At 73.1% G+C, this 25,944-nt stretch carries 25 protein-coding genes; 14 read left to right on the forward strand and 11 right to left on the reverse strand.

Annotation, left to right across the window (positions count from 1 at the left end; translation table 11 throughout):
- Nucleotides 1-28: 28 nt before the first annotated feature.
- Complete coding sequence (locus ACQF4J_RS39630) at nt 29-1,513, reverse strand: MFS transporter (RefSeq protein ID WP_427167952.1); 1,485 nt, start codon at nt 1,511-1,513, stop codon at nt 29-31.
- A gap of 86 nt (nt 1,514-1,599) precedes the next feature.
- On the opposite strand from ACQF4J_RS39630, the gene ACQF4J_RS39635 reads away from it, so the two are divergent.
- On the forward strand, nt 1,600-1,977 hold the full coding sequence (locus tag ACQF4J_RS39635; RefSeq protein WP_351581808.1) for a MarR family winged helix-turn-helix transcriptional regulator: 378 nt from the start codon (nt 1,600-1,602) through the stop codon (nt 1,975-1,977).
- Nucleotides 1,978-1,989: 12 nt separating this feature from the next.
- Here ACQF4J_RS39635 and ACQF4J_RS39640 read toward each other — a convergent pair whose 3' ends face one another.
- Together ACQF4J_RS39640 and ACQF4J_RS39645 are read right to left on the reverse strand one after the other, a co-directional pair.
- A complete protein-coding gene (locus ACQF4J_RS39640; protein WP_351581806.1) occupies nt 1,990-2,721 on the reverse strand; it encodes a maleylpyruvate isomerase family mycothiol-dependent enzyme in 732 nt (243 codons plus the stop codon).
- 45 nt (nt 2,722-2,766) lie between these two features.
- Entirely contained in the window at nt 2,767-3,315 is a 549-nt protein-coding gene (locus tag ACQF4J_RS39645) for a VOC family protein (protein ID WP_427167955.1), read from the reverse strand.
- Between the two features lie 120 nt (nt 3,316-3,435).
- On the opposite strand from ACQF4J_RS39645, the gene ACQF4J_RS39650 reads away from it, so the two are divergent.
- A complete protein-coding gene (locus ACQF4J_RS39650) occupies nt 3,436-3,903 on the forward strand; it encodes a GNAT family N-acetyltransferase (protein ID WP_427167957.1) in 468 nt (155 codons plus the stop codon).
- Between the two features lie 48 nt (nt 3,904-3,951).
- Here ACQF4J_RS39650 and pepN read toward each other — a convergent pair whose 3' ends face one another.
- Together pepN and ACQF4J_RS39660 are read right to left on the reverse strand one after the other, a co-directional pair.
- Nucleotides 3,952-6,396 (reverse strand): aminopeptidase N, encoded by a 2,445-nt coding sequence (gene pepN / locus ACQF4J_RS39655; RefSeq protein ID WP_427167959.1) that lies wholly within the window; start codon nt 6,394-6,396, stop codon nt 3,952-3,954.
- A 100-nt stretch (nt 6,397-6,496) separates the two neighbouring features.
- Nucleotides 6,497-7,957: a phenylacetate--CoA ligase family protein gene (locus ACQF4J_RS39660; protein WP_427167961.1), complete on the reverse strand. Its 1,461-nt coding sequence runs from the start codon at nt 7,955-7,957 to the stop codon at nt 6,497-6,499.
- A gap of 159 nt (nt 7,958-8,116) precedes the next feature.
- On the opposite strand from ACQF4J_RS39660, the gene ACQF4J_RS39665 reads away from it, so the two are divergent.
- Nucleotides 8,117-8,881, forward strand: coding sequence for a hypothetical protein (locus tag ACQF4J_RS39665; protein WP_351581796.1), 765 nt, complete (start codon nt 8,117-8,119; stop codon nt 8,879-8,881).
- Between the two features lie 28 nt (nt 8,882-8,909).
- Here the strand turns inward: ACQF4J_RS39665 and ACQF4J_RS39670 are convergent, their stop codons facing one another.
- Nucleotides 8,910-10,082 (reverse strand): MFS transporter, encoded by a 1,173-nt coding sequence (locus tag ACQF4J_RS39670; protein ID WP_427167964.1) that lies wholly within the window; start codon nt 10,080-10,082, stop codon nt 8,910-8,912.
- A gap of 422 nt (nt 10,083-10,504) precedes the next feature.
- Between ACQF4J_RS39670 and ACQF4J_RS39675 the strand changes: the two genes are divergently transcribed.
- The 3 genes from ACQF4J_RS39675 to ACQF4J_RS39685 all read left to right on the forward strand — a co-directional run bounded on the left by ACQF4J_RS39675 (nt 10,505) and on the right by ACQF4J_RS39685 (nt 13,745).
- Nucleotides 10,505-11,044 carry a hypothetical protein gene (locus ACQF4J_RS39675; protein ID WP_427167966.1) on the forward strand — a complete coding sequence of 180 codons (540 nt, stop codon included), beginning with the start codon at nt 10,505-10,507 and terminating at the stop codon, nt 11,042-11,044.
- A 102-nt stretch (nt 11,045-11,146) separates the two neighbouring features.
- A complete protein-coding gene (locus tag ACQF4J_RS39680) occupies nt 11,147-12,685 on the forward strand; it encodes a CHAD domain-containing protein (RefSeq protein ID WP_427167967.1) in 1,539 nt (512 codons plus the stop codon).
- 70 nt (nt 12,686-12,755) lie between these two features.
- The gene (locus ACQF4J_RS39685) at nt 12,756-13,745 is read left to right on the forward strand and encodes a zinc-binding dehydrogenase (RefSeq protein ID WP_351804717.1); all 990 of its coding nucleotides are present in this window, start codon (nt 12,756-12,758) and stop codon (nt 13,743-13,745) included.
- Nucleotides 13,746-13,776: 31 nt separating this feature from the next.
- Here the strand turns inward: ACQF4J_RS39685 and metG are convergent, their stop codons facing one another.
- From metG to ACQF4J_RS39705, 4 genes are all read right to left on the reverse strand, one after another.
- Nucleotides 13,777-15,294, reverse strand: a complete 1,518-nt coding sequence (gene metG, locus ACQF4J_RS39690; RefSeq protein WP_351804719.1) for a methionine--tRNA ligase — start codon at nt 15,292-15,294, stop codon at nt 13,777-13,779.
- A 320-nt stretch (nt 15,295-15,614) separates the two neighbouring features.
- The gene (locus ACQF4J_RS39695; protein WP_427167970.1) at nt 15,615-16,628 is read right to left on the reverse strand and encodes a zinc-dependent alcohol dehydrogenase; all 1,014 of its coding nucleotides are present in this window, start codon (nt 16,626-16,628) and stop codon (nt 15,615-15,617) included.
- A 241-nt stretch (nt 16,629-16,869) separates the two neighbouring features.
- On the reverse strand, nt 16,870-18,024 hold the full coding sequence (locus ACQF4J_RS39700) for a S1 family peptidase (protein ID WP_351581780.1): 1,155 nt from the start codon (nt 18,022-18,024) through the stop codon (nt 16,870-16,872).
- Between the two features lie 388 nt (nt 18,025-18,412).
- On the reverse strand, nt 18,413-19,012 hold the full coding sequence (locus ACQF4J_RS39705; protein WP_351581778.1) for a gamma carbonic anhydrase family protein: 600 nt from the start codon (nt 19,010-19,012) through the stop codon (nt 18,413-18,415).
- 219 nt (nt 19,013-19,231) lie between these two features.
- On the opposite strand from ACQF4J_RS39705, the gene ACQF4J_RS39710 reads away from it, so the two are divergent.
- Genes ACQF4J_RS39710 through ACQF4J_RS39725 form a run of 4 tightly spaced genes read left to right on the forward strand, consistent with a single transcriptional unit; the run spans nt 19,232 to nt 21,626 of the window.
- Nucleotides 19,232-20,092, forward strand: coding sequence for a sensor domain-containing protein (locus tag ACQF4J_RS39710; protein ID WP_427167973.1), 861 nt, complete (start codon nt 19,232-19,234; stop codon nt 20,090-20,092).
- A complete protein-coding gene (locus ACQF4J_RS39715; protein ID WP_427167975.1) occupies nt 20,062-20,541 on the forward strand; it encodes a sensor histidine kinase in 480 nt (159 codons plus the stop codon). The genes ACQF4J_RS39710 and ACQF4J_RS39715 overlap by 31 nt, the downstream gene beginning before the upstream one ends.
- A gap of 15 nt (nt 20,542-20,556) precedes the next feature.
- The gene (locus ACQF4J_RS39720) at nt 20,557-20,994 is read left to right on the forward strand and encodes a glutaredoxin domain-containing protein (RefSeq protein ID WP_351804727.1); all 438 of its coding nucleotides are present in this window, start codon (nt 20,557-20,559) and stop codon (nt 20,992-20,994) included.
- Nucleotides 20,991-21,626, forward strand: a complete 636-nt coding sequence (locus ACQF4J_RS39725) for a hypothetical protein (RefSeq protein WP_427167977.1) — start codon at nt 20,991-20,993, stop codon at nt 21,624-21,626. Before ACQF4J_RS39720 ends, ACQF4J_RS39725 begins: the two co-directional genes overlap by 4 nt.
- 7 nt (nt 21,627-21,633) lie before the next feature.
- Here ACQF4J_RS39725 and ACQF4J_RS39730 read toward each other — a convergent pair whose 3' ends face one another.
- On the reverse strand, nt 21,634-22,851 hold the full coding sequence (locus tag ACQF4J_RS39730; protein WP_427167978.1) for a GNAT family N-acetyltransferase: 1,218 nt from the start codon (nt 22,849-22,851) through the stop codon (nt 21,634-21,636).
- Between the two features lie 108 nt (nt 22,852-22,959).
- Between ACQF4J_RS39730 and ACQF4J_RS39735 the strand changes: the two genes are divergently transcribed.
- The 4 genes from ACQF4J_RS39735 to ACQF4J_RS39750 all read left to right on the forward strand — a co-directional run bounded on the left by ACQF4J_RS39735 (nt 22,960) and on the right by ACQF4J_RS39750 (nt 25,879).
- Complete coding sequence (locus ACQF4J_RS39735; RefSeq protein WP_427168718.1) at nt 22,960-23,187, forward strand: response regulator transcription factor; 228 nt, start codon at nt 22,960-22,962, stop codon at nt 23,185-23,187.
- Nucleotides 23,188-23,403: 216 nt separating this feature from the next.
- The gene (locus ACQF4J_RS39740; RefSeq protein ID WP_351581766.1) at nt 23,404-23,862 is read left to right on the forward strand and encodes an SRPBCC family protein; all 459 of its coding nucleotides are present in this window, start codon (nt 23,404-23,406) and stop codon (nt 23,860-23,862) included.
- A 124-nt stretch (nt 23,863-23,986) separates the two neighbouring features.
- Entirely contained in the window at nt 23,987-24,295 is a 309-nt protein-coding gene (locus ACQF4J_RS39745; protein WP_427167980.1) for a DUF3040 domain-containing protein, read from the forward strand.
- 54 nt (nt 24,296-24,349) lie between these two features.
- Entirely contained in the window at nt 24,350-25,879 is a 1,530-nt protein-coding gene (locus ACQF4J_RS39750) for an FAD-dependent oxidoreductase (protein WP_351581762.1), read from the forward strand.
- Nucleotides 25,880-25,944: the final 65 nt, after the last annotated feature.

The raw sequence follows: 25,944 nt of genomic DNA on the forward strand, positions 1-25,944 counted from the left end.
CCGCCGGGCGCACGCGTGGAGGCTTCCCCTAGTCGCGTACGGGCACGCGATCCGCCTCCAGGGCGGTGGACTTGGCGACGACCACCGAGCGCGCCGGCCGGCGGGTGCGCAGGCCGGTGAGTGTGATGAGCAGGCCGGCCACCGCGACGCCGGTGACGACCAGGAAGCCCGGCCGGTAGCTGTCCAGCACGCTCTGGGCGGTGGCGTGCTGGGGTGCGTGGGCGGTCACCACCGCCGTCACGACGGCCAGGAAGATCGCGCCGCCCACCTGCACCGAGGTGTTGAGCAGGCCGGAGACTATGCCCTGCTCGTGGTCCTCCACGCCGTTCGTGGCCTGGATGTTGAGCGAGGGGAAGACCAGCGCGCAGGCCGCCCCGATGAGCAGCATCGACGGCAGGATGACGGCGGCGTAGACGGGGTCGAGATCGACGCGCAGGAACAGCGCGTATCCGAGCACCATCAGGGCGAAGCCGGCCGCGATCAGCCGCTGGGTGCCGAACCGGTCGACGATCGAGCCCACCTTGGTGGAGGACACCGCGACCAACGCACCCGCGGGCAGGAACGCCAGCGCCGTGTGCAGCGCCGACCAGCCCAGCAGCGACTGCATGTAGAGGGTGGTCAGGAACTGGAAGCCGACGTACGAGCCGAAGAAGGCCACCGCCCCGAGCTGGGCGCGGATCTGGCTGCCGGAGCGCAGCACGCCGAGCCGGATCAGCGGGCCGGGGGAGCGGCGCTCGACCAGGACGAACACGGTCAGCAGGACGGCGACGGCCAGGAAGGACAGCAGGGTGCGGGCCGAGGCCCAGCCGGCCTGGGGCGCCTGCACGACGGTGAAGACCAGCAGCAGCATCGAGGCGGTGCCGAGAACGGCGCCGGGGACGTCGTAGCCGTTGTGGTCCTTCTCGCGCTCGCTGCGCGGCAGCAGTTTCAGGCCGGCCAGCAGCGCGATCAGGGCGATCGGCGCGGGCAGCAGCATGGTCAGGCGCCAACTGGCCTCCGTCAGCAGGCCGGAGAGGACCAGGCCCATGGAGAAGCCGGTGGCCGCGCAGGTGGTGTAGATCGACAGGGCGCGGTTGCGGAGCGGCCCCTCGGCGAAGGTCGTGGTGATGATGGACAGTCCGGCGGGTGCCGTGAAGGCTGCGCTGAGTCCCTTGATGAACCGGCTGGCGATCAGCAGCGGGCCGGAGTCGACGAGACCGCCCAGCAGCGAGGCGAGCGCGAAGACACCCAGGGCGACCAGGAAGACCTGACGCCGGCCGAGCAGGTCGGCGGTGCGGCCGCCGAGCAGGAGCAGACCGCCGTAACCCAGGATGTAGCCGCTGACGATCCACTGCAGGGTCGAGGTGGACAGGTCGAGGTCGGAGCCGATGGACGGCAGGGCGACGCCGACCATCGACACGTCGAGGGCGTCCAGGAACATCGCGGCGCACAGCACCAGCAGGGTGCCCCACAGCCGGGGAGTCCAGCGGACCGCCGAAACCGGGGCCGCGGGGTTGGTGAGCGGAGAGGTCATGTCCACAGACACTACATGCGCATGCATCGAATGCAAACGCATTTAATTCCGATGCAATAAATTCGTTTCTCTGCTACGGTGCGGCCATGGCGGCGAAGAAGGCCGAGCAGGCGCTCGTGGACCAGTGGCGGGACATCCTCGCGCTGCATGCCCGCACCCAGTGCGAACTCGACCGCGCACTGCATCGACACGGCCTGTGCGCCAGCGACTTCGAGGTGCTCGACGTACTGTCCGGGGAGTCCTGCGCCTACCGGGTGCAGGAGATCGCCGAGCGGGTCCATCTGAGCCAGAGCGCCTTGTCCCGCCTGATCGCCCGACTGGAGAAGGACGGTCTGGTCGACCGCACCATGTGCCCCGAGGACCGCAGGGGCGTGCGGGTGGCCCTCACGGAGAAGGGACGCGCCCTGTACGGCGAGGTGCTGCCGGTGCAGCGCGCGGTCCTGACGAAGATGCTGGCGAGCTGAGGATCCTCGCCCTCAGACGGCGGACCTCTCGCGCCACAGCGCGGCGACCGAGGCGTCCCCGGTCACGCCGGGGAAGGGCAGCCGGTTCCACAGGGACAGATACAACTGCGCGGCCGGCCCGGTCACTTCGCAGTCCGCGCCACCGCTTTCGCCCCGCACGGTGACGGGCGGCTCCGCGGTCAGGCGTACGGTCCACACCGCGCCGTCGACGTCAGTCGCCCGCACCCGAAGGACCCGGGGCCGCTCGCTGCGCACCCTGCTCCTCGCGCGGGCGTGGAATCCCCTCAGCAGCTCGTCGACGCCGTCCGCGGCGAACGCGGGCCCGATCTCGCCGGGCGCCCCGCCGCGCGCCGCCTCGGCGTCGATCCGGTGCACGGTCGTCTCGTGCGCCTGCCGCCGGGTCCAGAACGCGAGCGGTGACGGCGCGGGCAGGAAGTGCCAGCACTCCACGTCGGACGGGGCGCCGGCGAGGGTGTCGACGAGACGCCGATGCCCCGCACGGAACCAGGTCAGCAGCTCGGCGCCGTCGAGCTCTGGGGCCTCGCCCATGGCGCGGGGCGAGGCGTACCCGTCGCCGACGAAGCCCGCCGCCCACCGGTGCACCACCCCGGTGTGCCGCAGCAGGTCCCGCACCGTCCAGTCCGGACAGGTCGGCACCTTGGCGTCGGTGCCGGCCCGCTCGGCGGCCACGGCCAGCAGCCGGCCCTCCCGGTCCAGGATCTCCAAGAACTCCGCTGTCTCCATGAGGGGAGTGTGCCGGATGGAGCGCGGGTGAAGGCAACCGTTCTGTCAGCCGGTCGTCCGCCGGCCGGTCGTCCGCACGGGTGCGCTGCCGCGCCCCTGGCTCCGGCCGCTGAGTTCGGCGTCGAACGTCTCCTGGGACACGCGCATGACCTCGGCGTACCGGGGTTCCCGCAGCCGCTTCCACATCTCCTCCTCGGAGACGTCCTCGATGCGGGCGACCACCCACCAGATGTTGCCGAAGGGGTCCTTGACGCGCCCCCCGCGCTGACCGAAGGCGTCGTCCGCGAGGGGGGTGACGACCCGTGCGCCCGCCTCGACGGCCCGCGAGAACGCCGCGTCCGCGTCCGCGACGAACACCCGCAACAGGCTCGGCATGACCGGCCAGTCGGCGCTTCGGTCGAAGGCCAGCACCACCGTGTCGCCGACCCGGATCTCACCGTGCCCGATCGCGCCGTTCTCGGTGGCCACCCGCACCAGTTCGTCGCCCTCGAACGCGTGGGCGACGAAGTCGAGGAAGGCCCCCGTGTCGTCGGTGGTGACCCAGGGCGCGACCGTCGTGTAGCCCTCCGGGGCCCGGTTCTGCTGCTCGGACATGGCGGTCCTTTCGAGGAGGTCGCTCGGACGACGCCGACGGTAGGCGGCCAGTAGGCCGGTATCTGTCCTGGATGGCGGACGTTTCCGTGCGGACCCGGCCGTCCCGGTAGCGTGGTGATCATGGTGGACTGGGACATACGGCCGGCCACGCGGGCGGATCTCGAGGCCGTGGCGGAGTTGCGGGCCGTGGTGATGCGGCCGGATCTGGAGCGACTCGGGCGGTATGACGAGCACCGGGTGCGGCAGCGGCTGCGGGACAGGTTCGAACCGGCGCACACCTGGGTCATCGAGGTCGACGGCGCCTTCGCCGGCTGCGTGGCCCTGCGTCCCGCCGAGGACGCGCACTGGCTGGAGCACTTCCTCCTCGACCCGCGTCTCCAGGGCCGCGGCATCGGATCGGCGGTGCTGCGCGAACTGCTCGGTCGGTCCGACCGCGCCGGCGTCCCCGTCCGCCTGAACGTGCTGCAGGGCAGCCCCGCCCGACGCCTCTACGAGCGGTTCGGGTTCGAGTCGCAGAGCGAGGACCCCGTCGACGTGTTCATGCTGCGCACACCGGCCGCCGCCCCGGCCCCCGCCCTGAAGCCCTGACGCGGACCGCGACCGGGGCGCCCTCGGCGGGGGCGGGGGGTGTGTCGGTCAGGCGGTCCCGGTGCGGGCCCGGAGCATGCGGGCGATGGCGTCCGAGCGTTCCAGGAGCGTGGTGCGGACGACCGGGGGTGCCTCCGCGGCGGCCTTACGGGCCTTGTCGAGGTAGTCGGCGTCGACGGCGTACGGCGACAAGAGGTGCCGGGTGTAGCCCATCGCGGGGATCATCCCGCCGACGTGCAGCTGGGGGATCGCCTCCAGATAGAGCTGGGTGTAGGGGGCCAGCAGCTCGTCCTGGTCCGGGCGCCAGAAGGCCGTCGCGATCTGGCCGACCGCGGCCACGGGGACCTCGCGGTCCACGGCCAGCCGCTGCCAGATCTCGGCCTTCGCGGCGGCGTCGGGCTGGGCGGCCCGTACGGCGAGGGCGCGGATCCGGGCGTCGGGGTCCGGATCGTGTGCGAGCAGCAGCGCGGTCTCCGCGGCGACGTCCCCGCCCAGCTCCGCCTCGCGGACCAGCGCACGCCAGCGCAGGTCCACGTCGTCGCCGGCCCGCTCGCGCAGCCACGCCAGGTCGTCCGCGCCCGTCGCGGTCCGGGCCAGACCGCGCAGCGCCACCTGCCGGCGGCCGGGGTCCGCGGCGAGTTCCCGACAGGCCGCGGCCACCGCCGCCGTCAGCCCGGCGCGTTCGGCGGGCGGCGCCCACAGGTCGGCGATGTTCGCCGCGAGGTCCAGATACGGCTCGATCACCGCGTCGGACGTCTCGGCCGACAGGACCGCGGTGACGCACCGTCCGGCCTCCACCGCCGTGGCCTCGCCGGTGATCAGCATGTCCCACACGGTGGCCACGGCCACGCCACGGGAGATGGCCGTGGGCAACCGCGCCGCCGTACCGAAGAAGGCGTCCCTCGTCGTGGCATCGGGGCGGGTCGTGGCGAAGGTGAGGTCGTCGTCGTTGACGAGCAGGACGTCCGCGGTGGGCGGCAGGCCGGTCACCGGGGTCCGGGGGCCGGTCACCTCGACGCGTACCAGCGCGGCGCGCTCCAGCGCCTCGCCGTCGTCGCCCTTCCTCTGGTAGGCGCCGACGGCCAGCACCTGCGGACGAGGCGTGTCGGCGGCGACCAGCGTCACGCTGTCGCCGTCGCGCTCCAGGGAGAACCGGTCGGTGCCCGCCCTCGCCAGCCAGGCGGCACGCCAGGCGTCCAGATCGCGCCCACTGGCCTCGGCGAGGGCGTCGACGAGGTCCTGGAGCGAGGTGTTGCCCCAGGCGTGGCGGGCGAAGTAGGCGGCCATGCCCGCCCGGAAGCGGTCCTCGCCGACGTACGTCATGAGCTGCTGCAGGACGGAGGCGCCCTTGGGGTAGGTGATGCTGTCGAAGATGGACGCGGCCTGGGCGACGTCGTGGATGGGCTGGTGGATCGGGTGCGAGGCGGGGCCCTGGTCGGCCAGGTACGCCCTGAGCTTGTCGCCCGCCAGATGACCCGCCCACGCGTCGGTGTAGCGGGTGGCGCCCTCGGCGGCCCAGTGGCAGGCGAACTCCGCGAACGCCTCGTTCAGCCACAGGTCGTCCCACCAGCGCATGGTGACGATGTTGCCGAACCACATGTGCGCCATCTCGTGCAGCAGCACGATGGCGAGCAACTCCCGCTCGGCGGGCGTCGGTTCGGCGCGCCGCAGGAACGCGTCCGACCAGGTCACACAGCCGTAGTTCTCCATCGCGCCGCCGAACTCCGGCATGAACACCTGGTCGTAGCGGCGCTGCGGGAACGGCATGGCGAAGGCCTCGCCGTAGAAGGCGAGGCCCTGTCGGGTGAGGGTGAAGATCTCGTCGGCGTCGCGGTCGAGGACCTCGGCGAGCGAGCGTCGGGCGTACAGGCCGAGGTCGTGGCCGTCGGCCTCGCGGCGGATCTCGTGGAAGGGGCCCGCGTTGACGACGGTGTTGTACACCGACAGCGGCGGGGTGTCCGGGTAGCTCCAGCGCCGGGACGCGCCCAGGTCCTCGACGCGGGCGTCACCGGAGTTGCTGGTGACGGTCCACGCGGCCGGGGCCGTGACGGTGAAGGCGTGCGGCGCCTTGAGGTCGGGCTGATCGAAGCACGCCCACACGAACCGGGCCTCGTCCGGTTCGAAGCTCATCCACAGGTAGACCTCGCCGTCCGCGGGGTCGACGGCCCGGTGCACGCCCGGGCCGGCGGCCGTGTCGGACTGGACGCTCTCGACGCGCAGCACGTTGTGCCCGGCCAGGGCGGGCAGCGAGATGCGGCCGTCGTCGCCGGGGGCGAGCGCGGCGCCGTTCAGCGTGGCGCCGCGGACCTGGGCCGCGCAGTCCACGAAGGTCTCGGTGCCGGGCTCGTGGCAGGTGAAGGTGATGGTGGAGACGCAGCGGACCTCCGGCCCGGTGGGCAGAGCGGTGAGATCGATCTCCACGTCGTACCGCTCGACCGTGAGCAGCGCGGCCCGTCGCTCGGCTTCGCTACGGGTCAGGCTCCGGATCCCCATGTGTTCTCCCTCGTCGGACGGCGGAGGTCAGAGTACGTCGGCCGGGGCCGGGGACCGCAGGCATTTTCGACAGTCGCGGGCGGGCGTGCGCGAGCCGGCGTCAGCCGCGCGTGTAGCGGTGTTTGACCCCGGGCGGGAAGTACTCGGGGTCGCCGAAGTCACGCAGCCGGACCTCGGGCAACTGCCGTGCCTCAGGCACGTAGTTCGCGAACTCGCTGTTCAGACGCCGGAGTTGGTCGCCTACGGAACGAGCGACGAGGGCCGGGTCGCCGTCCTTGCCGGGCGCTCGTTCCACCGTGATCCGCACCTGCCGGTCGTGCGACTCGTCCTCCACCACCTCCAGGACGAAGCGGCCGGAGACCCAGTCGTGCACGCCGGGTTGTTCCAGGCCCACGGAGACGTTCTCCGGATAGATGTTGGCGCCGAAGTACGACACCGTGAACAGCGACCGGCCGAAGACGTACACGAACGGCAGGCCACGGGAGTCGGTGCCCGCCGCGGCCACCGGGTCGAAGCCGTGGTCCGCGCAGATGCGCAGTATCTCCGCATGAGGGATCACCCCGCCCTCGTCGGCGATGTGATACCGGATCAGCGGAACCCCGCTGTCACCGGTGAACACCAACGTCCCCTCGTGCTGCTCGAAGTAGCGGCTGCCGGGGTCGTACTGGACCAGCGTGGGCAGCCGGGCGTCCCCGAAGACCTCCCGCGCCGCGTCGGGGCGGGCGGCGAAGAAGCGCCGGACCGTGATGCTGAGCGGCGTCTCGTTGCCCAACACGCCCGCGTCCGCGGTGCCGTACAGCGAAGCGGTGTCGCGCACCGGGTCGGACAGCCCCGCCCGCGCGCCGACGATGTCCCGCCACTCCTCGCTGAACACCTCGCCCGCGAAGACGAGTTTGACGGCGTACCGGCTCCAGTCCAGGCCGGACGCGGCGCCCGTGTCGATGACGTCCTTGAGGAAGGGCGGGTAGCCGAGCAGCACCGTCTGGTCGAAACCGGGGGCGAGTTCGGGCAGGACACGCAGGATCTCCTCCGGTTTGTTGCCCGGCGCGACGACGGTGACCGGATAGCCCTTGGCCGACAGCAGCCGCACGCAGCCGGCCGTGAACAGACCGCCCACCCAGGTGCCCAGCGGGAAGCACACCACCGCCAGCGTGCTGCGCTCCGCGGCTCGGAAGGCGTCCGCGAAGATCTGCTCGAAGCGGCGAGCGATGTGCAGTTCGTCGAGCACGGACCGCGGCCACAGGGTCGGCCGCCCGCTCGAACCGGAGGACACGGCCACGATGTCCAGATCCGCCGGGCGACCGTCCCGGCACCGTTCGGCGAGCGGGTAGCGGTGGTGGTACGACTCCTTGTCGGTCAGGGGCAGTGCGCGGAAGGCGTCGAGGGTGCGGACGGCGTCCGGGTCGACGCCGCGCTCGGCGAGGAAGGCGCCGTAGGCCGGCACGGTGGCGGCCACCCGCCGGAACAGCCCCAGGACGTCGGGGGCGGAGACGAGCGAGGTGTCCTCGGCGAACTCCGCCAGGGCGGAGGCGATGCCGCGGGGGCGGTCGGGGTCCAGCACGGCGCCACCATCCACTGGGTCGGGATCGATCTGCGGAGGTGCGACGTTACCGGCAGCGCGACAACCGGTGGGGCCCGCGGCCGTGGCACGGCGCTTGAGGAGGCGGGCATCGGGTAGGTGCTACGACGCCAGGGAAGACACCGCCCCGCGGGAGATCCCATGAGCGTCACCCTCGTCCACCCCCGCCCGAAGTTCCACCCGGCCCCGCTCACCGAGCCGCCGCCGTCGGGCTACCTCCACCTCGCCGCGACGCTCCTGCCGTCGGCGGCGGGCCCCGGCAGGCCGGGCCACAACCGCGACCGGACACTCCTGCTCGACAGGCTGCGCGCCGAGGCCGAGGACCTGGCCAGCCTGGCCGAGGTCAAGCGGGCCTGCGTGTACCGGGCGGCCGCCACGGCACCGGCGATCGGCTGGAACCCGCCGGACGGCCCGCCCCGCGCCCCCCACGACGTGGCCGTGCTGGTGGAGACCAGGACGCCGCGGGACATCCCAGCCGTGCAGCGCGCCGTCGCCTACCGTGACCTGCGCCGACGCCTCGAACACCACGGTCGGGAGGTGCAGGTGTTCACCGCCCGGTGCGGCAAGTGCGTCGCCGACGTCGACCGCACCCGGCAGGGACTGTTCCTCTTCCACTACCTCACGGGCGAGGACCCGCGACGCGTGGCCGAACTCTGGGAGCACCTCACCGGCTGGTACGCCGCCGAGACCGGCCTCGACAACTCCCTGCTGCTCGAACCCCTCGACGCCGACGCCTCTCCCTACACCCACGTCGGGCACGCCCGCTGGGACCTCAGCCTGCCCGGCGCCGCGCTGCGCCAGTTCGGCAGGCCGAGCTTCTACCGCTTCCTGCGGCCCACGCTGCGGGAGAACCACACCACCGCGATACCGGTGCTGTACCACCTCGTACGACTGCAGGACCGCTGACTGCGGCGCCCGAGTCCGCCGGGCGGGGTCAGGGAGTCGTCGCGCGCAGTGTCGCGAAACCGATGAGCGCGGCGACCGCGGCCAGTATCGCGACGCTGGTCAGCGCGGCGGGCAGCGAGAACCAGTCCGCCATGAAACCGATGGCCGGCGGGCCGAGCAGCATGCCGCCGTAGCCGAGGGTGGAGGCGATCGCGACCCCGCTGGGGCCCGCGAGCGTCCCCGCGCGTTCGACGGCGACCGGGAAGAGGTTGGCGAGGCCGAGGCCGGTGACGGCGAAGCCCACCAGGGCCGCCCAGAGGGAGGGCGCCAGGGCGCCGGTCAGCATGCCGGCGGCTGCGGTGGTGCCGCCCACGACGACGGTACGGGTGCGGCCGAGCCGTTCGAGCAGGGTCGTGCCGGTCAGCCGTCCGGCCGTCATGGCGAGCGCGAAGCAGGAGTACCCGAGGGCGGCGGCCCCGGGGGAGCCGCCGAGGTCCTGTTCGAGGTGCAGGGCACCCCAGTCGGCCATGGCGCCCTCGCCGTACGCCGTGCACAGGGCGATGAGCCCGAAGACGACGACCAGACCGCGCGTGCGGGTGTCCGGTCGGCGTGTGCCGTCCTGCGGGGCGGCGGCCGGCCGGTCGGCGGGTCGTGGCGGCTCGATGCGCAGCAGGGCGCGTCCGGCGACGGCGGTCACCAGCAGCCCGACGAGGGTCAGGCCGAAGAGATGCCGGGCAGGGGAGAGGTGCCCGGCGACCAGCCCGCCGAGACCGGCGCCGATCATGCCGCCGAGGCTGAACGCGGCGTGGAAACTGGGCATGATCGGCCGGCGCAGCGTGGTGACGAGGTCGACGGCCGCGCTGTTGAAGGCGACGTTGATGCCGCCGTATGCGGCGCCGAAGAGGAGGAGGACGAGGCCCAGGGCGAGCGCCGAGTGGGTGTGCGGGGGCAGCGCGACGCTCAGCGAGAGCAGGACGCCGCAGACCACGGTCACCGGGTGGCTGCCGAAGCGGCGGCACAGGCGGCCGGTGAGCATCATCGTGACGACCGCGCCGGCGGAGACGCCGAGGAGGGCCAGGCCGAGGGCGCTGGCCGAGGCTCCGGTCTGCTGTTTGATCGCGGGGATGCGGACGACCCAGCCGGCGAAGACGAAGCCGTCCATGGCGAAGAAGACCGTGAGGACGACACGGAGCCGGACGAGGTCGCTTCGGGGGCCCGGCACGGCGCTGTGCGATCGGGCTTTGTTTATTAGCGGCACAAACTCAGGCTAGGCGAGGTCCGACGACGGGGACAAGGGCGGGGTTCGCATCCGGGAAGGGCGGGGCGCGCTTCCGGGGTGGGCGGGCGCGCTTCCGGGGTGGGCGGGCGCGCTTCCGGGGTGGGCGGGCTCGCTTCCGGGGTGGGCGGGGCGCGCTTCCGGGATGGGCGGGGCTCGCTTCCGGGATGGGCGGGGCTCGCTTTCCGGGGTGGGCGGGGCGCGCTTCCGGGAGTGGCCGAGCTCGCTTCCGGGGTGGGCGGGCTCGCTTCCGGGGTGGGCGGGCTCGCTTCCGAGAAGGGCGCGGAAGCGGTAGATCCGCCCGGTCGGCGGGCAGAACCGGACCATGGAGCACGCCAACGTCCCAACGAGCTTGCGGAGGTCGTGACTTGACCGTCATCGTCGGCCTGGTCCATCGTCGGCGCGTCCACCTCGGGGGAGACTCCGCGGGCAGCAGCGGGTCGCAGCTCACCATCCGCCGCGACCGCAAGGTCTTCACCAACGGTCCCTACGTACTCGGCTTCACCACCTCCTTCCGCATGGGCCAGCTCCTGCACCACGCCTTCCAGGCCCCGCACCCCCAGGGCGACCTCGACCGTTTCATGGTCACGACCTTCATCGACGCCGTCCGCACCTGCCTCAAGGAGGGCGGCTGGGCCCGCAAGGACTCCGAACAGGAACAGGCGGGCTCCTTCCTCGTCGGCGTCCACGGCCGTCTCTTCGAGATCCACGACGACTACCAGGTCGGCGAGCCGGCCGCCGGCTATGCCGCCGTGGGCTGCGGCGACGACCTGGCGCTGGGCGCCCTGCACGCCACGGCCGGCCTCGGCCTCAAGCCGCGCGAGCGCCTCACCGCAGCCCTGCGCGCCGCCGACCACCACAGCACGTTCGTCTCAGCGCCGTACACCTTCGCCCGTACACCCCGCTGAACGGCCACCCGACGGCCGGCTCCCCGCCGCAGTGTCTCGGTCGGCCGCAGGTGCGAGGGCCACAACGTGTTTGAGCGGCCCTGATGCGGCCACGCGACATATATGACCCAGTCGAAGCGTGAGACAGAGCGAAAGTACGCCGCTCCGTCGGCCGACGACGCCGCGTGGCTCCGCGAGCTCACCGGCGTGGACGGCGTCGTGTCGGTCGTGGAGCGGGGGTCCGAGGACCTGGACGCCGTGTACCACGACACCGAGGACCTGCGTCTGGCCGGCGCGGCGGCCACGCTGCGGCGCAGGACGGGCGGGCCCGACGCCGGCTGGCATCTGAAGCTGCCCCTGACCGGCGACAGCCGGGAGGAGGTCCAGGCGCCGTTGTCCGAGACGGTCCCGGACGACCTGCGCGACCTGGCCCTCTCCCGGACCCGCGGGGCGCCGCTGACCCCCGTGGTCCGCGTCCGGTCCACCCGCAGCACACGCCGGCTCGTCGGTTCCGACGAGGAGGTGCTGGCCGAACTGACCGTCGACAGCGTCCGCGCCGAGTCCCTGCGCGGCACCACCACCCTGGCCGCCTGGACCGAGATGGAGGTCGAGCTCGCCGAGGACGCCGACCCCGCGGTGCTGGACGTCGTCGACAAGGCACTGCGCAAGAGCGGCATCGACCGGGCGACCCATGCCTCCAAGCTGGCCCGGGCCCTGGAGGAGACGGGACTCGACGGGCCGCGCCTGCCGGACGCCCGCGCCGAGAGGGTCGTACCCGGCTCGGCGGGCGACGAGGTCCTCCGGCACGTGGACGAGCAGGTGCGCACCCTCGTGGCCCTCGATCCCGCGGTACGGCGCGACCTGCCCGACTCGGTGCACCGGTTCCGGGTCGCCTGCCGTCGGCTGCGCAGCGTCCTGCGGTCGTACCGGTCCGTGCTGAGCCGGGAGATCACCGACCCGATCCGCGAGAACCTGAAATGGCTGGGCGGGGAACTGGCCGACGCCCGCGACCGGGAGGTCCTCGCGGAACGCCTCGACGCGCGCGTCGACGCCTCACCTCCCGAGCTGGTCCTCGGACCCGTCGAGGCCCGGCTGCGGGCGTGGCACGTCGCCGGCACCGCCGAGGCGCGCCGACGCACCCTCGACGCCCTGAACTCGCCCCGCTACCTCGCCCTGCTGGACTCCCTCGCCACCCTGACCGAGCAGCCCCCGCTGCGCCGCAAGGCCGCCCGCGAGCCGCGCAAGGCGATGCCCAAGGCGATCCTCAAGGAGTACGACCGCCTTGCCGCGCGCATGGCGCACGCGCTGGACCTGCCGCCGGGCAAGGACCTCGACGCGGCCCTCCACGAGGCGCGCAAGGCCGCCAAGAAGACGCGCTACGCCACCGAACCGGCGCGCGCCTCGCTCGGCAAACCCGCGAAGCGGCTCGGCAAACGCGTCAAGGCCGTACAGCGGGCCCTCGGCGACCACCAGGACAGCGTCGTGGCACGGGACACCCTGCGGAAGCTGGCCGTGGCCGCGCACGCCGCCGGAGAGCCCGGTTTCACCTGGGGGCTGCTCTACGGCCAGGAGCAGGCCGCGGCCGCCGAACGCGAGCGGCAGCTGCCGGCCGTGTGGGCCGACGCATCCAAGCGACGCCTGCGCAAGCGGCTCGCCCGCTGAAACCACGCGCCACCGCGATCACGGTCCCTTACCTTCGAGGGCGACGACGCTTCCACGAGGGGGAGTTGAAATGGCTGCGACGATGCGAGCGGCGGTCTGCGTCCGGGCGGGCGGCCCGGAGGCGCTGGAGGTCCGCGAGCTGCCGGTGCCCGAGGTGCGGGAGGGCTGGAGCCTGGTCCGGGTGAAGGGCGCGGGCCTGAACCGATCGGAGCTGAGGACCCGGCAGGGGCACTCCCCGAGTGTGACGTTCCCGCGTGTGCTGGGAATCGAGTGCGTGGGAGTGGTGGCCGACTCGACCGATCCGCGGCTGCCGGAGGGGACCACGGTCGCGGCGGTGATGGGCGAGATGGGCCGGGAGTTCGACGGCGGCTACGCGGAGTACGCGCTGCTGCCGAACCAGCTGTTGATGCCGCTCGCCACCACCCTGCCCTGGGACGTCCTGGCCGCGCTGCCGGAGACGTATCTGACCGCGCGGGGCTCACTGGACGCGCTGGGCGTCGAACCGGGCGGCCGCGGAAGGTTGTTGATCCGCGGCGGCACCTCCTCGGTGGGAATGGCGGCCGCGTCCATCGCGGCCGGTCACGGGCTGGAGACCGCCGCCACGACCCGGCGGCCGGACAAGACGGACGCGCTCACCGCGGCCGGCGTCGACCACGTACTCCTCGACGACGGTGAGCCGTTGGCGAAGCGGCTGCGCGAGATCTGGCCCGAGGGCCCCGACCATGTGCTGGACCTGGTCGGGGCGGACACGCTCGTCGACTCGCTGCGCCTGGTGCGCCGGGGCGGCACGGTGTGCATGTCGGGCTCGCTCAGCGGCTGGCTGATCCCGGACTTCGAGCCGATCGCCATGATCCCGTCCGGCACCCGGCTCACGGCCTTCCACAGCGACGACATCAAGGGCAGCGCCGGGGCATCGGTGCTCCAGCGGGTGGTCCGGGAGGTCGAGGCCGGGACCTACCGGCCCCACGTGCACCGTGTGTTCGCCCTCGACGAGATCGTCACCGCCCACCGGTACATGGAGGACGACCAGGCCGCCGGGAAGCTCGTGATGCTGCCCTAGGCGCACCGACCTGGGCGCGGTTCACCGACGCTCACGGTGCGCCCAGGCGAGGAAAGAGGGGACGCGTGGGCGGCAGCACGCCGTCCACGGCCGTCACCCGTTCGGCGATCCGCGCCGCCGCCTCCGGGACGAAAGGCTGGAGCTCGTCCCCCAGGACGCGGCAGGCGGTGACCAGCGCGGCGAGGACCGCGTCGAGGCGTTCGGCCGCGTCGGCGTTGCCCTGCCGCTCCGCTCTGGCGAGCTCCCAGGGGCGGGTGGCGTCGATACAGCGGTTGGCCTCCTCCACGATGCTCCAGGCGGCCTGGACGGCCCGGCGGAAGTCGTGGTCGGCCAGCGCGGCGTCGATCCCGCCGGGTGCCGCCCCGCACACCTCCAGCAGCGTGGCCACCGCGAACCGGTCGGCGCCCAGGGCGGGCACCGCGCCGCCGCGGAAACGGTGGACCATGGTCACGACGCGGTGGACGAGGTTGCCCAGGCCGCCGGCGAAGTCCGCGTCGGCGCGGGCGACGAGCCGGTCCCGGGTGAAGTCCGCGTCCCCGACGCGCGGGACCTCGCGCAGCAGCCACCAGCGCACCGCGTCCGTGCCGTAGGCGTCCACCAGGGCCACCGGATCGACGGTGGCACCGCCGGACTTGCTGATCTTGCGGCCGTCCACGGTGAGGTAGTCGTGGACGAGGACGTCGGTGGGCAGCGGCAGCCCTGCCGACAGCAGCACGGCCGGCCAGTACACCGCGTGGAAGCGCACAACGCCCTTGCCCACCAGGTGCGTTCGGCGTTCTCCCGTCACCCACCACTGCTCGTACGCGGGGTCGTCGGTGCCGTAGCCGAGGCTGGTGACGTAGTTGCCCAGGGCGTCCCACCACACGTAGACGACCTGGTCGGGGTCGTCCGGCACGGGGATGCCCCAGCCGTGGGCGCGCGTGTGGGAGCGGGAGACGGAGAAGTCGCGCAGACCGCCGGCGATGAGGGCGAGGACCTCGTTGCGGCGGGCGGCGGGCTCGACGCGCAGGCCGCCGCCGGCGATCAGGTCGTGGAGCCGGTCGGCGTAGCGGGACAGCCGGAAGAACCAGTTCTCCTCCGTGACGGGTTCGGGTGCGGTGCCGTGCTCGGCACACCGGCCGTCGACCAGCTCGTCCTCGGTGTAGAACTGCTCGCAGCCGACGCAGTACAGGCCCGTGTACTCCTTGCGGTACAGGTCGCCCGCCGCGGCGCACCGCCGCCACAGGCGCTCCACGCCGACGCGGTGGCGGGGGTCGCTGCTGGTACGGATGAAGTCGTCGGTCGACAGCGCCAGCGGGGCCCGGAGCGCGGCGAATGCGTCGGCGTTGCGGTCGACCAGCGTCCGGACGTCGACGCCCTCGGCCTCGGCGGCCAGCACGTTCTTCAGGGAGTTGTCGTCCGTACCGGTCACCAGCCGCACCTGGTCGCCCCGTCGGCGGCGGTGGCGGGCCAGCGTGTCCGCCTGTACCAGCTCCAGGGCGAAGCCCAGATGGGGGCGTGCGTTGACGTATGGGACAGTCGTGGTGATGTAGTGCCGTCGTGTGCTCATGTGCCCTCCCGCCGGGTGGCGGGGCCGGGTCCGCACAACGCGGCGAGGCCCCGTCCCGGGGCCTCGGATTCGGTACGCGTCCGTGCTCAGCAGCCCCGTGAGCGGGGCATCATCCGGCGCTGAGGCGAAGGCGTGATCATGGCACCGAGGGTAGTGGCGGCACGTGGCGTCCAGCACACGAATTTTCTTTTCCACGGCTCCGGGACCGCCCATGCCCATACTGCTTCTGCGGCGACGTGGCTCCTGCGGCTTCCGGGGCGACGTGGCTCCTGCGGGCTCCTGCTGCTTCTGGGGCGATGTCGGCGCACCTCGTGCCGCCCCTAGCGCCGGGGATCCACCTGGATCTTCGGTCCCGGTCCGGCCCCGGCCGGTCGTCCTCCCGCCAGTACCGCCCCGACCTCCGTCAGCCCCACCGTCGCCGCCACCAGCGGCCGGGGATCCACCGACCCCTCGGCGTACGCCCGGACGGCGGCGGCCAGGCCGGGGGAGGCGGACAGGATGCCGATCGCGGTCACGTCCTTCAGGACGAGTGCGCGGGTGTCGACCCCACTGGGTTCGCCGGACAGTCCGATGTAGACCACAGAACCGCCCGGCTCCACCAACTCCACCGCCCTGCGCGGCAGATGGGCCGCGTTCGTGGCGTCGACGACCGCGTCGAAGGGGAGGTCGGGGACGGAGTCCTCCGGCCACACGTGCGCGAAGCCCAGCTCGCGCGCGAACGACAGGGACGCTTCGGTGAGACCGGCGAGGTGCACCTCCGCGCCGGTGACGCGCAGGAACATCGCGGTCAGCAGCCCGATCGTCCCCGGCCCCAGGACGAGGGCCCGGTCGCCGGGGCCCGCGGCCGTGGCCCGTGCGGCGCGCAGCGCGTTGCCGCCCGGCTCCACCAGGGCCCCGAGCGTGGCGTCGACGGAGTCGGGCAGGGCGTGCAACGAGGAGGCGAGCACGGCCAGTTGCTCCGCGAGGGCGCCGGGCCGGCCGCCGCGGATGCCGACTTCGTGCCGTTTCTCGCACACGTGCTGCAGACCCCGCAGGCAACGGCGGCAGGCGCCGCAGCCGAGCATCGTGTCGCCCATGACCCGGCGGTCCAGCCACGCCGGGTCGACGCCGTCGCCGACCGCCGTGACCCGGCCCGCCCACTCGTGCCCCAGCCGCATCGGATACGCCGAGTGCCCCTGGTGGAGGTAGGCCATCGCACCGGTGAAGAACTCCATGTCCGTCCCGCAGACGCCCACCCGCTCCACGTCCACCACGGCTTCGCCCGGTCCGGCCACCGGCGCCGCGACGTCGAGGACTTCGTACGCCCCGGGCGCGGTCAGCACGAAAGCCCTCACCGGCGACTGCCCGGCAGGCCCACAAGACGCCGTCCCCCGGCGGCGGTCGAGCCGCGCCCGCCGGGGGACGTCGCGATGTCGTACGTCTGGATGTGCCTCATGGTGATCCAGAATGTAGACGGTCGCACCGATGGCCGGAAGAGGCCCGGAGGTGACCCTCCGGACGTTGGGCTCCAGCGGCTCCCGGGTGGGCCGGGAGTCGCACGGAGCCCACCCGGGAGCCCGCGCCGCCGTAGGGGGATCAGGCGGTGTGCAGCGTCAGCCCGTACCGGTTGAGGATCTCGTTGACGGGCTGGTACCAGGTCTCGCCGCCGGAGCTGCAGTTGCCCCAGCCGCCGGAGGTGACGCCCTGTGCCTGGTCGCCGCTGATGAAGGAGCCGCCGGAGTCGCCCGGTTCGGCGCACACGCTCGTCTTCGTCAGCTGGTTGACGGCACCCTGGCTGTAGTTGACGGTCTCGTTCTTGGCCAGGACGGTGCCGCAGTGCCAGTGGCTGGTGGAGCCGGAGCGGCAGATCGAGGCGCCGACGGGGGCCTCGGCTGAGCCGCGGACCAGCTGGTCGGAGACGGTGCCCCAGCCGAGCACGACCGGGACGGTCCACCAGCCGCTGCCGACGTTCACCCAGGCGTAGTCGTTGTCCGGGAACGAGGAGCCCTGGAAGTTGCCTATGTAGGAGCCGTCCCAGCCGTACACCGCGCCGGTGTGCTGGTCGCAGTGCCCGGCGGTGATGAAGCCCCCGTACACCGAGAAGCCGATGGAGCAGCGGACGTTGCCCGTGTAGTAGGGGTCGCCGCCCACGGTCCCGGCGGCGAAGGTGCGCGGCGCCGCGGCGGTCTCCTCGACGGTGACGGGCCCGGCCTGGCGGGCGCGGGCCAGGAACGCCCGGACATCGTTGTCAGAGCGGTGTGCGGCGACGACGTCCACGACGACTTCATTGGCTTTGGGGTCGACGTACCAGCTGCTGACCCCGGCGGGCGCGGACAGGGCGTCGATGCGCGCCTTCGTCGCGTCCAGCCGGCGCGCGCTGTGCTCCACGGTCCGCACGGTCGCGCCGGTCGCGCGGACGGCCTCGGTGTTCGCGCCGCGGGTGACGGCGACGGTGAGCCGGCCGGTGGACGGGTCGAACCAGGAGCCGCCGTAGGAGGTTCCCGCGGCCCGCTTGGCCTTGCGCTCCACGGCCGTGGCGGTCTTCTCGGCGGCCAGTCGGGCCCTGGCCTGCTTGTCGGTGAGGCCGAGGTCGTGCCGCATCGCGGTGAGGAGGGAGGCGGAGGCGGGTGCCTCGGAGGAGGAGTGTGCGGGGGAGTCCGCGGCGGAGGCCGGAAGGCTGCTCGCGGTGGCCCAGGTGCCGACCAGGAGGAGAGCGGACAGGCCGGTGCGCAGGGATGTGATGCGTCTCAAGGGGGTGCCCCTTCGTTGTTCCAGCAGGGTGGGGGTGGAACAGCAGAACGGTGAGAGCGCTCTCAGGGGGGTGCGCCGCAGATCCTAGCGGGTGATCATGGTCAGGTCTATGCCAATCCCATGAGGAAATCGGCGAGTTGGCGGCCCTGGGATCTCGGTGCGCTTAGCAGCCCCGTCCTCCTCCCGAAAGGCTTCGTCGATCCGGCTTGTCCGATTTCATCGGCGCGCGCACGCTGGTCTCGGAGGACCCTCGCCGCGTGAATAGAGCGCAAGAACTCATCAGCGTCCCCGTGGTCTGCGTGTTCGCCGTGTTCCAGCGCTTCGTCGTCGGCGGTCTCACCGCAGGCAGCGTCAGGGGCTGACGAACGCCACGTCCGGCCTGCACCGGTCACTCGTCGTCCAGCACCCGGTCGTCCAGGTGGGCGCCGTAGAAGGCGCTCTGACGGGCCATCACGGTGCGCATCGACGTGCCCCGCGGTACCCCGTACACCGTCCCCGGAAAGTCCAACTCGCGTTGCACCTGCCACAGTTCCTCGTGCTGCTCCGGTGCGAAGAGCCGTGCCGGGTCGCCCGCCGCGATCCAGCCGATGGGGACCACGGCGCCGGGCGCGAGCCGGGAGCCCACGTGCAGCACGCTGTTGATGCGCAGTTCGGCCCCCGCGCCCGCCACCGAGCCCGGGAACAGCGAGGCACCCGTGGCGACGAAGACCTCGTCCTCGACGACCGCGCCGTTGACATGGGTGTGCGGGCCGATCAGCACGGCGTCGCCGATCACGGCCGGATGCCGGGCCCGTCCGCGCACGAGCGCGTGCTCCATCACCACCGTGTCCGCGCCGACGCGCACCTCCCCGTCCTCGGCCGTCAGCACCGCGCCGTGCAGCACCCGGGCGCCCTCACCCAGGACGACCGCCCCGCACAGGGTCGCGCCGGGCGCCACGTACGCGGAGTCGGGGACGAGCGGCCGCCGCCCGCGGTGTTCGATCAGCATGGGCGATGAGCCCCTTTCCGTGCTGAGTGGTCCGATGTGGTCCGATGCGCGCAGACTAGCCCGGGCCACCGACAGCGTCGCGGCGGGCTGTGGAGAACCCCCGGGTGAGACGGGGGAGCGCCGTGTTCCGCCGGGAGGTGTACGTCCATAATCTCGCGTCCGTGACCACAACCGGCTGGAAGCATCCGCCCGGCGGCGGGTCGGCGGTGGTGCGGCGGAATGCGTAGCGGCCCACCGCCCGTGCGGAGCGTCCTCGGCGCTCCCCTCACCGCCCGCGCCCGGGCCGAACTCGCCCACTGCCTGCTCGGTTTCCCCCTCGCCCTGGCCGGCTTCCTCCCGGTGGCGGCGTTCCTGGCCCTCGGCGCCGGCCTCACCGTCTCCCTCCTCGGTGCCGTCCTCGGCCTCCTGCTGATCGTCACGGCGATCGGCCTCGCGCGTGCCCTCTCCGGCGTGCACCGTCGTCTCGCCGCGGCGCTGCTGGGGGAGCGGGTGCCGGCGCCGGCCCGGCCGCGGCCGGGGGGAGGGGCGTTCGCGCGGCTGGACGCCCGGCTGCGGGACGCGGCGGGCCGGCGGTCGGTGGCCTACGTCCTGGTGAAGCTGCCCGTCGCCGCCTTCGGCATGTACGCGGCCGGCTGGTGGCTCGCCGGCCTGATCGACCTCGCCACACCCCTGCGCTGGGCCGCCTTCGGCCAGCGGGACATGCCGACGATCACCCCGGTCCCGATCGGCGGCGGAGCCCCGTACAGCACCTCCCTCGCCGGCACCTTCGTCGCGGCGGCCGCCGGGGCGCTCATCCTGCTGACGGCGCCCTGGTGCACGCGGGGCGTGGTCGCCGTCGACCGCTGGCTGATGCGGGCCCTGCTCGGCCCCGGCGAACTCGCCGAGCGGGTACGGAGCCTGGAGGAGACCCGTGCCCTCGCCGTCGACGACTCGGCTGCCCTGCTGCGCCGCCTGGAACGCGACCTGCACGACGGGGCGCAGGTGAGGCTGGTCGCGCTGGCCCTGAGCCGGACACGGCCAGGGAGCGCCTGGGCGCGGACGGCGACCCGGTGGCCGACCCCGGCCGGGTGCGGCAACTGATCGAGCTGGCGCACCGCAACGCCACCGAGGCCCTGACCGAGCTGCGCGACCTGGCCCGCGGCCTCCACCCGCCCGCCCTCGACGACGGTCTGCCCGACGCCCTGGCCACGCTCGCGGCGCGCAGCACCCTCCCCGTGGAGCTGGCCGTCGACGTGCCCGAGCGGCCCACCCCCGCCATCGAGACCATCGCCTGCTTCTGCGCCGCCGAACTGCTCACCAACGTCATCAGACACAGCGGCGCCCGCCGCGCCGCACTGCAAGTCAGCCGGCGGCACGGCGCGCTCCGGCTGTGCGTCACCGACGACGGGCACGGCGGAGCGCGGGCGGGGACCGGCAGCGGCCTGACGGGGCTGACGCAACGCGTCCGTACGGTCGACGGCACGCTGGAGATCACCAGTCCGGTGGGCGGGCCGACGACGGTGACGGTGGTGCTGCCGCTGCGTGCATGAGTAGCCTGCGTCACCATGACGCGCGTCTGGTTGCCGCCCCTGCTCTTCGCCCTGTGCGGCTCGGCCCTGGCGACGGAGCTCGCCCTCGACGGCAGCCCCGCCGAGGCCACGGCACTGCTGCTGGTGTTCCTGGTGCTGGCGGCCGTCAACTCGCCCCTGATCTTCCCGAGGTCGGTCGACGCGCAGGAGGCGCAACGCCGCAGCGCCGCCGACGGCCGGCCCGTCGTCTACTGGCGGCCGGGCTGTACGTACTGTGTGCGGCTGCGCCTCCGGCTGGGCCGTCGTGCCCGGCGGCTGCACTGGGTGAACATCCGGCGGGACCCCGCCGGGGCGGCGGTGGTGCGGGCCGCCAACGACGGCAACGAGACCGTGCCGACTGTCGTCGTGGCGGGCCGGCCGCACACCAACCCCGATCCGGAATGGGTGCGCCGACAGCTCTCCTCCGCCACGTGACCGGCCTCGCCGCACGACTGCGGCACGTGTACTGGATCGGCGGCGGCAGCGGTGCGGGCAAGTCGACGGTGGCCCGCCGGCTCGCCGACCGCCACGGCTGGCGGCTGTACGCGACCGACGACGCGATGCCGGACCACGCCGCCCGGACCACACCCGACGAAGCGCCCTTCCTGCACGCGTTCATGGCCATGGACATGGACGAGCGATGGGTGGACCGGCCGCCGCACGTCATGCTGGAGACCTTCCACTGGTTCCGCGGCGAGGGCTTCGGGCTGATCGTGGAGGATCTGCTGCGGCTGCCGCGGCAGCCCTGCGTCGTCGTCGAGGGTTTCCGGTTGCTGCCGCGCCTCGTGCGGCCGCTCCTCGCCGCTCCCGAGCACGCGGTCTGGCGCCTTCCCACCCCCGACTTCCGCCAGGCCGCCTTCCGGAACCGCTCGGCGCCCGGCGAAGGGTTCCTGTGGAGGACCAGCGACCCGGCGCGGGCCGGCCGCAACCTCGCCGAACGCGACGGCCTGTTCACGGAGCGCCTGCGGGCGGAGACCGAGCGGCTGGGTCTGCGTGCGATCCCGGTCGATGCCGGCATGACGGAGGACGCCCTCACCGAGGAGGTGACCACGGCGTTCCGGCTCTGAGCGCGGGTCAGAACCAGTGCAGGCAGTGCGGGGTGCGCTCGGCCGCGAAGAGCGAGTCGGCGAGGGCGGCCGCGCCCGGACGGTGGGCCCGGATGTGTCCGGCCCGTATGAGCGTGCCCGGTGTGGTGCCGCCGAGGTAGACCGAGCCCAGGTCGCTGATGTCCAGCGACAGGTCGGGTTCCCGGTCCGTCGGGACGCAGTCGGCCTTGCCGTCCCGGACCGACAGCAGGTGGCGGGCCCGCTCGCCGAGGAAGGGGTCGTCGACGTCGAGGACGAGCTCGCCGTCCGTGAACCAGCCACGCGCGGTGAGCGCCCGCGGGACGTCGAGCAGCCGTACCCAGAGCCAGTCGGTGTGGTCGCTGTCCTGGCCGGCCCGGAAGTCCGCGAGCTGCCAGCGCAGCGGGTGCTCGGGCGGGACGTGCTTGAAGACGACCTGAGTGACCAGGTCGTGTCCGAGGACGAACCGGGCCAGGGCCGTGAAGACGGCGTCGTCGGTGGCGATCGTCTCGTCGACCGTCAGGGTGCCGGAGTCGACCGAGTAGCTCGCGTACCCGTCGGGGACGCCGTCGGTGCCACGGTGGACGGCGACGTAGCGCGCCGCGGGCGCGATCGGCGGCTGTCCCGCGCGCAGGGCCCACCAGCGGTGCGGCCGGGACAGCGCGCCGGGCTGGGTGCGGCGGTAGCGGTCGTAGACCTCCTCGAGGACGTCGCCGCACTCGGCACGCCGCAGCACCTCGACCGAGCCCGTTGGGGCGTCGGCCGATCCGCGCGCCCGGGGGAGGGCGAGGGCCGCCCGGTGGCGCGGCACCGTCAGCCGCTGCGTGTATGTCGCGGGCCCGTAGCCGAACCTGCGGTAGATCAGGGCCTCGGAGGCCAGCAGCACCGAGAGGAACTCGCCGCCGGCCCGCAGTCCGGTGAGCTGATGCCGCATCATCGCGCTGAGCACGCCCTGGCGTCGGTGCGAGGGCAGGACGCCGACGGCGGTCACCCCGGGGGCCGGGACGACGGACGCACCGGGCAGGGTGAGTTCGAAGGAGTAGGACGCGGCGGTGCCGACGGGCCTGCCGTCCGCCGTGCGGGCGAGCAGGCCGCGGTCCATCTCCAGCGCCGACCACCAGACCCCGCCGCCCCCCTCGGCCGGTGTCTCCGGGAAGAGTCCGAACGCGGCGTGGAGCGTGTCCACGAAGACGTCGATGTCCTCGTCGCTGGTGGAACGGATCTCCATCGCTGCCGCCGCCTCCTCGAAAACACCGGCACCACGACGCGTGGTGTCCCGCCACCATGCGGTGTCCCCCCGTGGCGGGGTCAAGCGAATTACGGGATCATGCCGGTCATGCGCGTCGTGATCGCCGAGGACGCAGCCGTGCTGCGGGAACTGCTCGCCCCGATGCTCACCGAACGCGGCCACGACGTGTGCGCGGCCGTGGGCGACGCCGACGCGCTGCGGACGGCCGTGGAGCGACACGGGCCGGACGTCACCGTCGTGGACATCAGGATGCCGCGCTCGGGGTGTTCCCCGCCCCACTTCATGAAGGTGCGGATCGCGGTCGGCGCGCAGTAGAGGATCGACACCCGGTACTTCTCGATGATCTCCCACCAGCCGATGTCCGCCGCCGTCCAGAAGACGTCCCGTTCCGGCTTGACGTCGAAGCCACACCTGCATGTCGCCTTTTCGGGCACGCGGCCCGCTCCCGGGTCCGTACCGGCGCCGATCCGGGGTACCCGGCACCCCGTTCACGAGCCCGACGACCAGTTCTGATGAAAGGGAGGCACAGTCATGGCCAAGGTCAAGGAAGCGGTCGAGGTCGCCGTCCCGGTCCACACCGCGTACAACCAGTGGACCCAGTTCGACGAGTTCCCGAAGTTCATGGAGGGCGTCGAGGAGGTCACCCAGGTCGACGACACGCACAACCACTGGACCACCAAGATCGGCAACGTGCGCCGGGAGTTCGACACCGAGATCGTGGACCAGCTGCCCGACGAGAGGATCGCCTGGCGCACGATCGGCGGCGACACCAAGCAGATGGGCATGGTGCACTTCGAGAGCCTCGACGACCTGCACACCCGTGTGGAGCTCGTCATGGAATTCGAGCCGAGCGGGACCGTCGAGAAGGCCGCCGACGCGCTCGGCATGGTGGACCGACGGGTCAAGGGCGACATGAAGCGGTTCAAGGAGTACATCGAGGAGCGCGGCGGTGAGACCGGCTCCTGGCGCGGCCGGATCACCCCGGGATGAGAGCGGCACGCGGCACGGAGCCCGTCGGCCGGGGCCGAAACCCCGCCGACGGGCTCCGCCCCGCGAGCGGCGGCCGGTCCACGCGGGGCCCGTTTCAGCGGCCGCGGCCGGGTACTCGGCAGGCGTGGACGCCACCCGGCTCTCGCTGCGCGAACGTTTCATCCTCAAGGACATCGAGCGCAGGCTGCGGCGCGACCCGCGACTGAGGCACCGTATGCGGGCCGGGCGCGGGGTCCGTTCCTTCTGGCTGCCGCCGACGGTGACGCTGTCGGGCGCAGCCTCCCTCCTCCTCCTGGTCGTCGGCATCCGCACCTCCGATCCCGGGGTCATCCGGGCCTTCGCCGGCCTGTGGCCGCTGACCCTGATCCAGGGCTTCCGCCTGCTGCGCCGCTGGACGGAGCCCCAACACGTACCACCGCCCCCGCTGCGCTGACCCCCCGGCCGACGGCGGGCGCTTCGGCGGGCCCGCCCGGGGAACCCGGCGGCCATGAACACGTACGCAGCCGAGCAGCGGTCGTACTGGATCGACACGGCACCCCAACGAGACCCCCACCCGCCGCTCGAGCGGGACACCACCGTCGACGTCGCCGTGATCGGCGCGGGCATCGCGGGCCTCAGCACGGCCTGGGAACTGGCCCGCAGCGGCCGCAGCGTGGCGCTCGTGGAGGCCGACCGGATCGCCGCCGGAGTCACCGGCCACACCACCGCCAAAGTGAGCGTGCTGCACACCCTCGTCTACGAGCGGCTGCGCCGCACCCGGGGCGAGGAAGCGGCGAAGCTGTACGCGCGGTCCCAGACCGAAGCCGTCCGCCACGCCGCCGAGACGGCCCGCGAACTCGGCATCGACTGCGACTGGGAGGAGACGGCGGCCTTCACCTACACCGAGGACCGGGAGCGCGTCGGTGAACTCGAGGCCGAGGCGGAGGCCGCCCGGGCGGCCGGTCTGCCCGCCGACTTCGTCACCGAGACGGATCTGCCGTTCCCGGTCGAGGGCGCGGTCCGGGTGACCGGGCAGGCGCAGTTCCACCCCCGCAAGTACCTCCTCGCCCTCGCCGACGACCTGCGGCGGCAGGGCGTGTCGATCTACGAGGGGACACGTGTCGTCGGGCTCAAGGAGGGCGAGCCCTGCCGTCTGACCACCGAGGCCGGGGTCACCCTGAGCGCCGACGACGTCGTGGTCGCCACGCACTACCCGATCTTCGACCGGGCCATGCTCTTCACCCGGCTCTCCCCGCGCCGCGAACTCGTGTGGGCCGCCCCCGTCCCCGCCGACCTGGACCCGCACGGCATGTTCATCACCCCCGAGCAGGGCACCCGCTCGGTGCGCACGGCCCCGTACGCCGACGGACAGCGGCTGCTCATCGTCACCGGTGAGCACTTCGCCCCCGGTACCGCCGACGTCGAAGAGCGCTTCGAACGGCTCGCCGGCTGGGCCGTGGAACGCTTCGGGAAACTCGACTTCACCCACCGCTGGGCCACGCAGGACAACGACTCCACCGACTCCGTACCGCTCGTCGGACCGCTGCCCACGGCGGGCCGCCACACCTACGTGGCCACGGGCTTCGGCGGCTGGGGCATGAGCGGCGGCATCATGGCCGGCCGGCTGCTCAGCGACCTGATCACCGGCCGGAGTTCACCGTGGAGCGGGCTCTACGACCCCCGTCGGCTGGGCACCGTCGTCCGCGAGGCGCCCGCCTTCCTGCGCCACCAGGCCCACGTGGCCCGGCACTTCGTCGGCGACCGGCTGCCGTCGGTGTCCGGCGGCGGCTCGGTCGACGACATCGCACCGGGGGACGGGGCGGTCGTCCTGGCCGGCGGACACCACTGCGCGGTCCACCGCGACGAGTCCGGCGAGCTCCACGCCGTCGCCGCCCGCTGCACGCACCTGGGCTGCCTGGTCGCCTTCAACCGCGCCGAGCGCACCTGGGAGTGCCCCTGCCACGGCTCCCGCTTCGACCCCGACGGCAAAGTCGTCCAGGGGCCCGCGACGAGGCCCCTGGAGCGGCGGGAGACGTGACCGTCGGAAGAGGCGGCCGCGGCCGATGACGCGGGGCCCGAAGGTGCCTGCCGGCAGGCACCTTC

It is taken from the genome of Streptomyces sp. C1-1 (assembly GCF_050214755.1).
GTDB lineage: Bacteria > Actinomycetota > Actinomycetes > Streptomycetales > Streptomycetaceae > Streptomyces.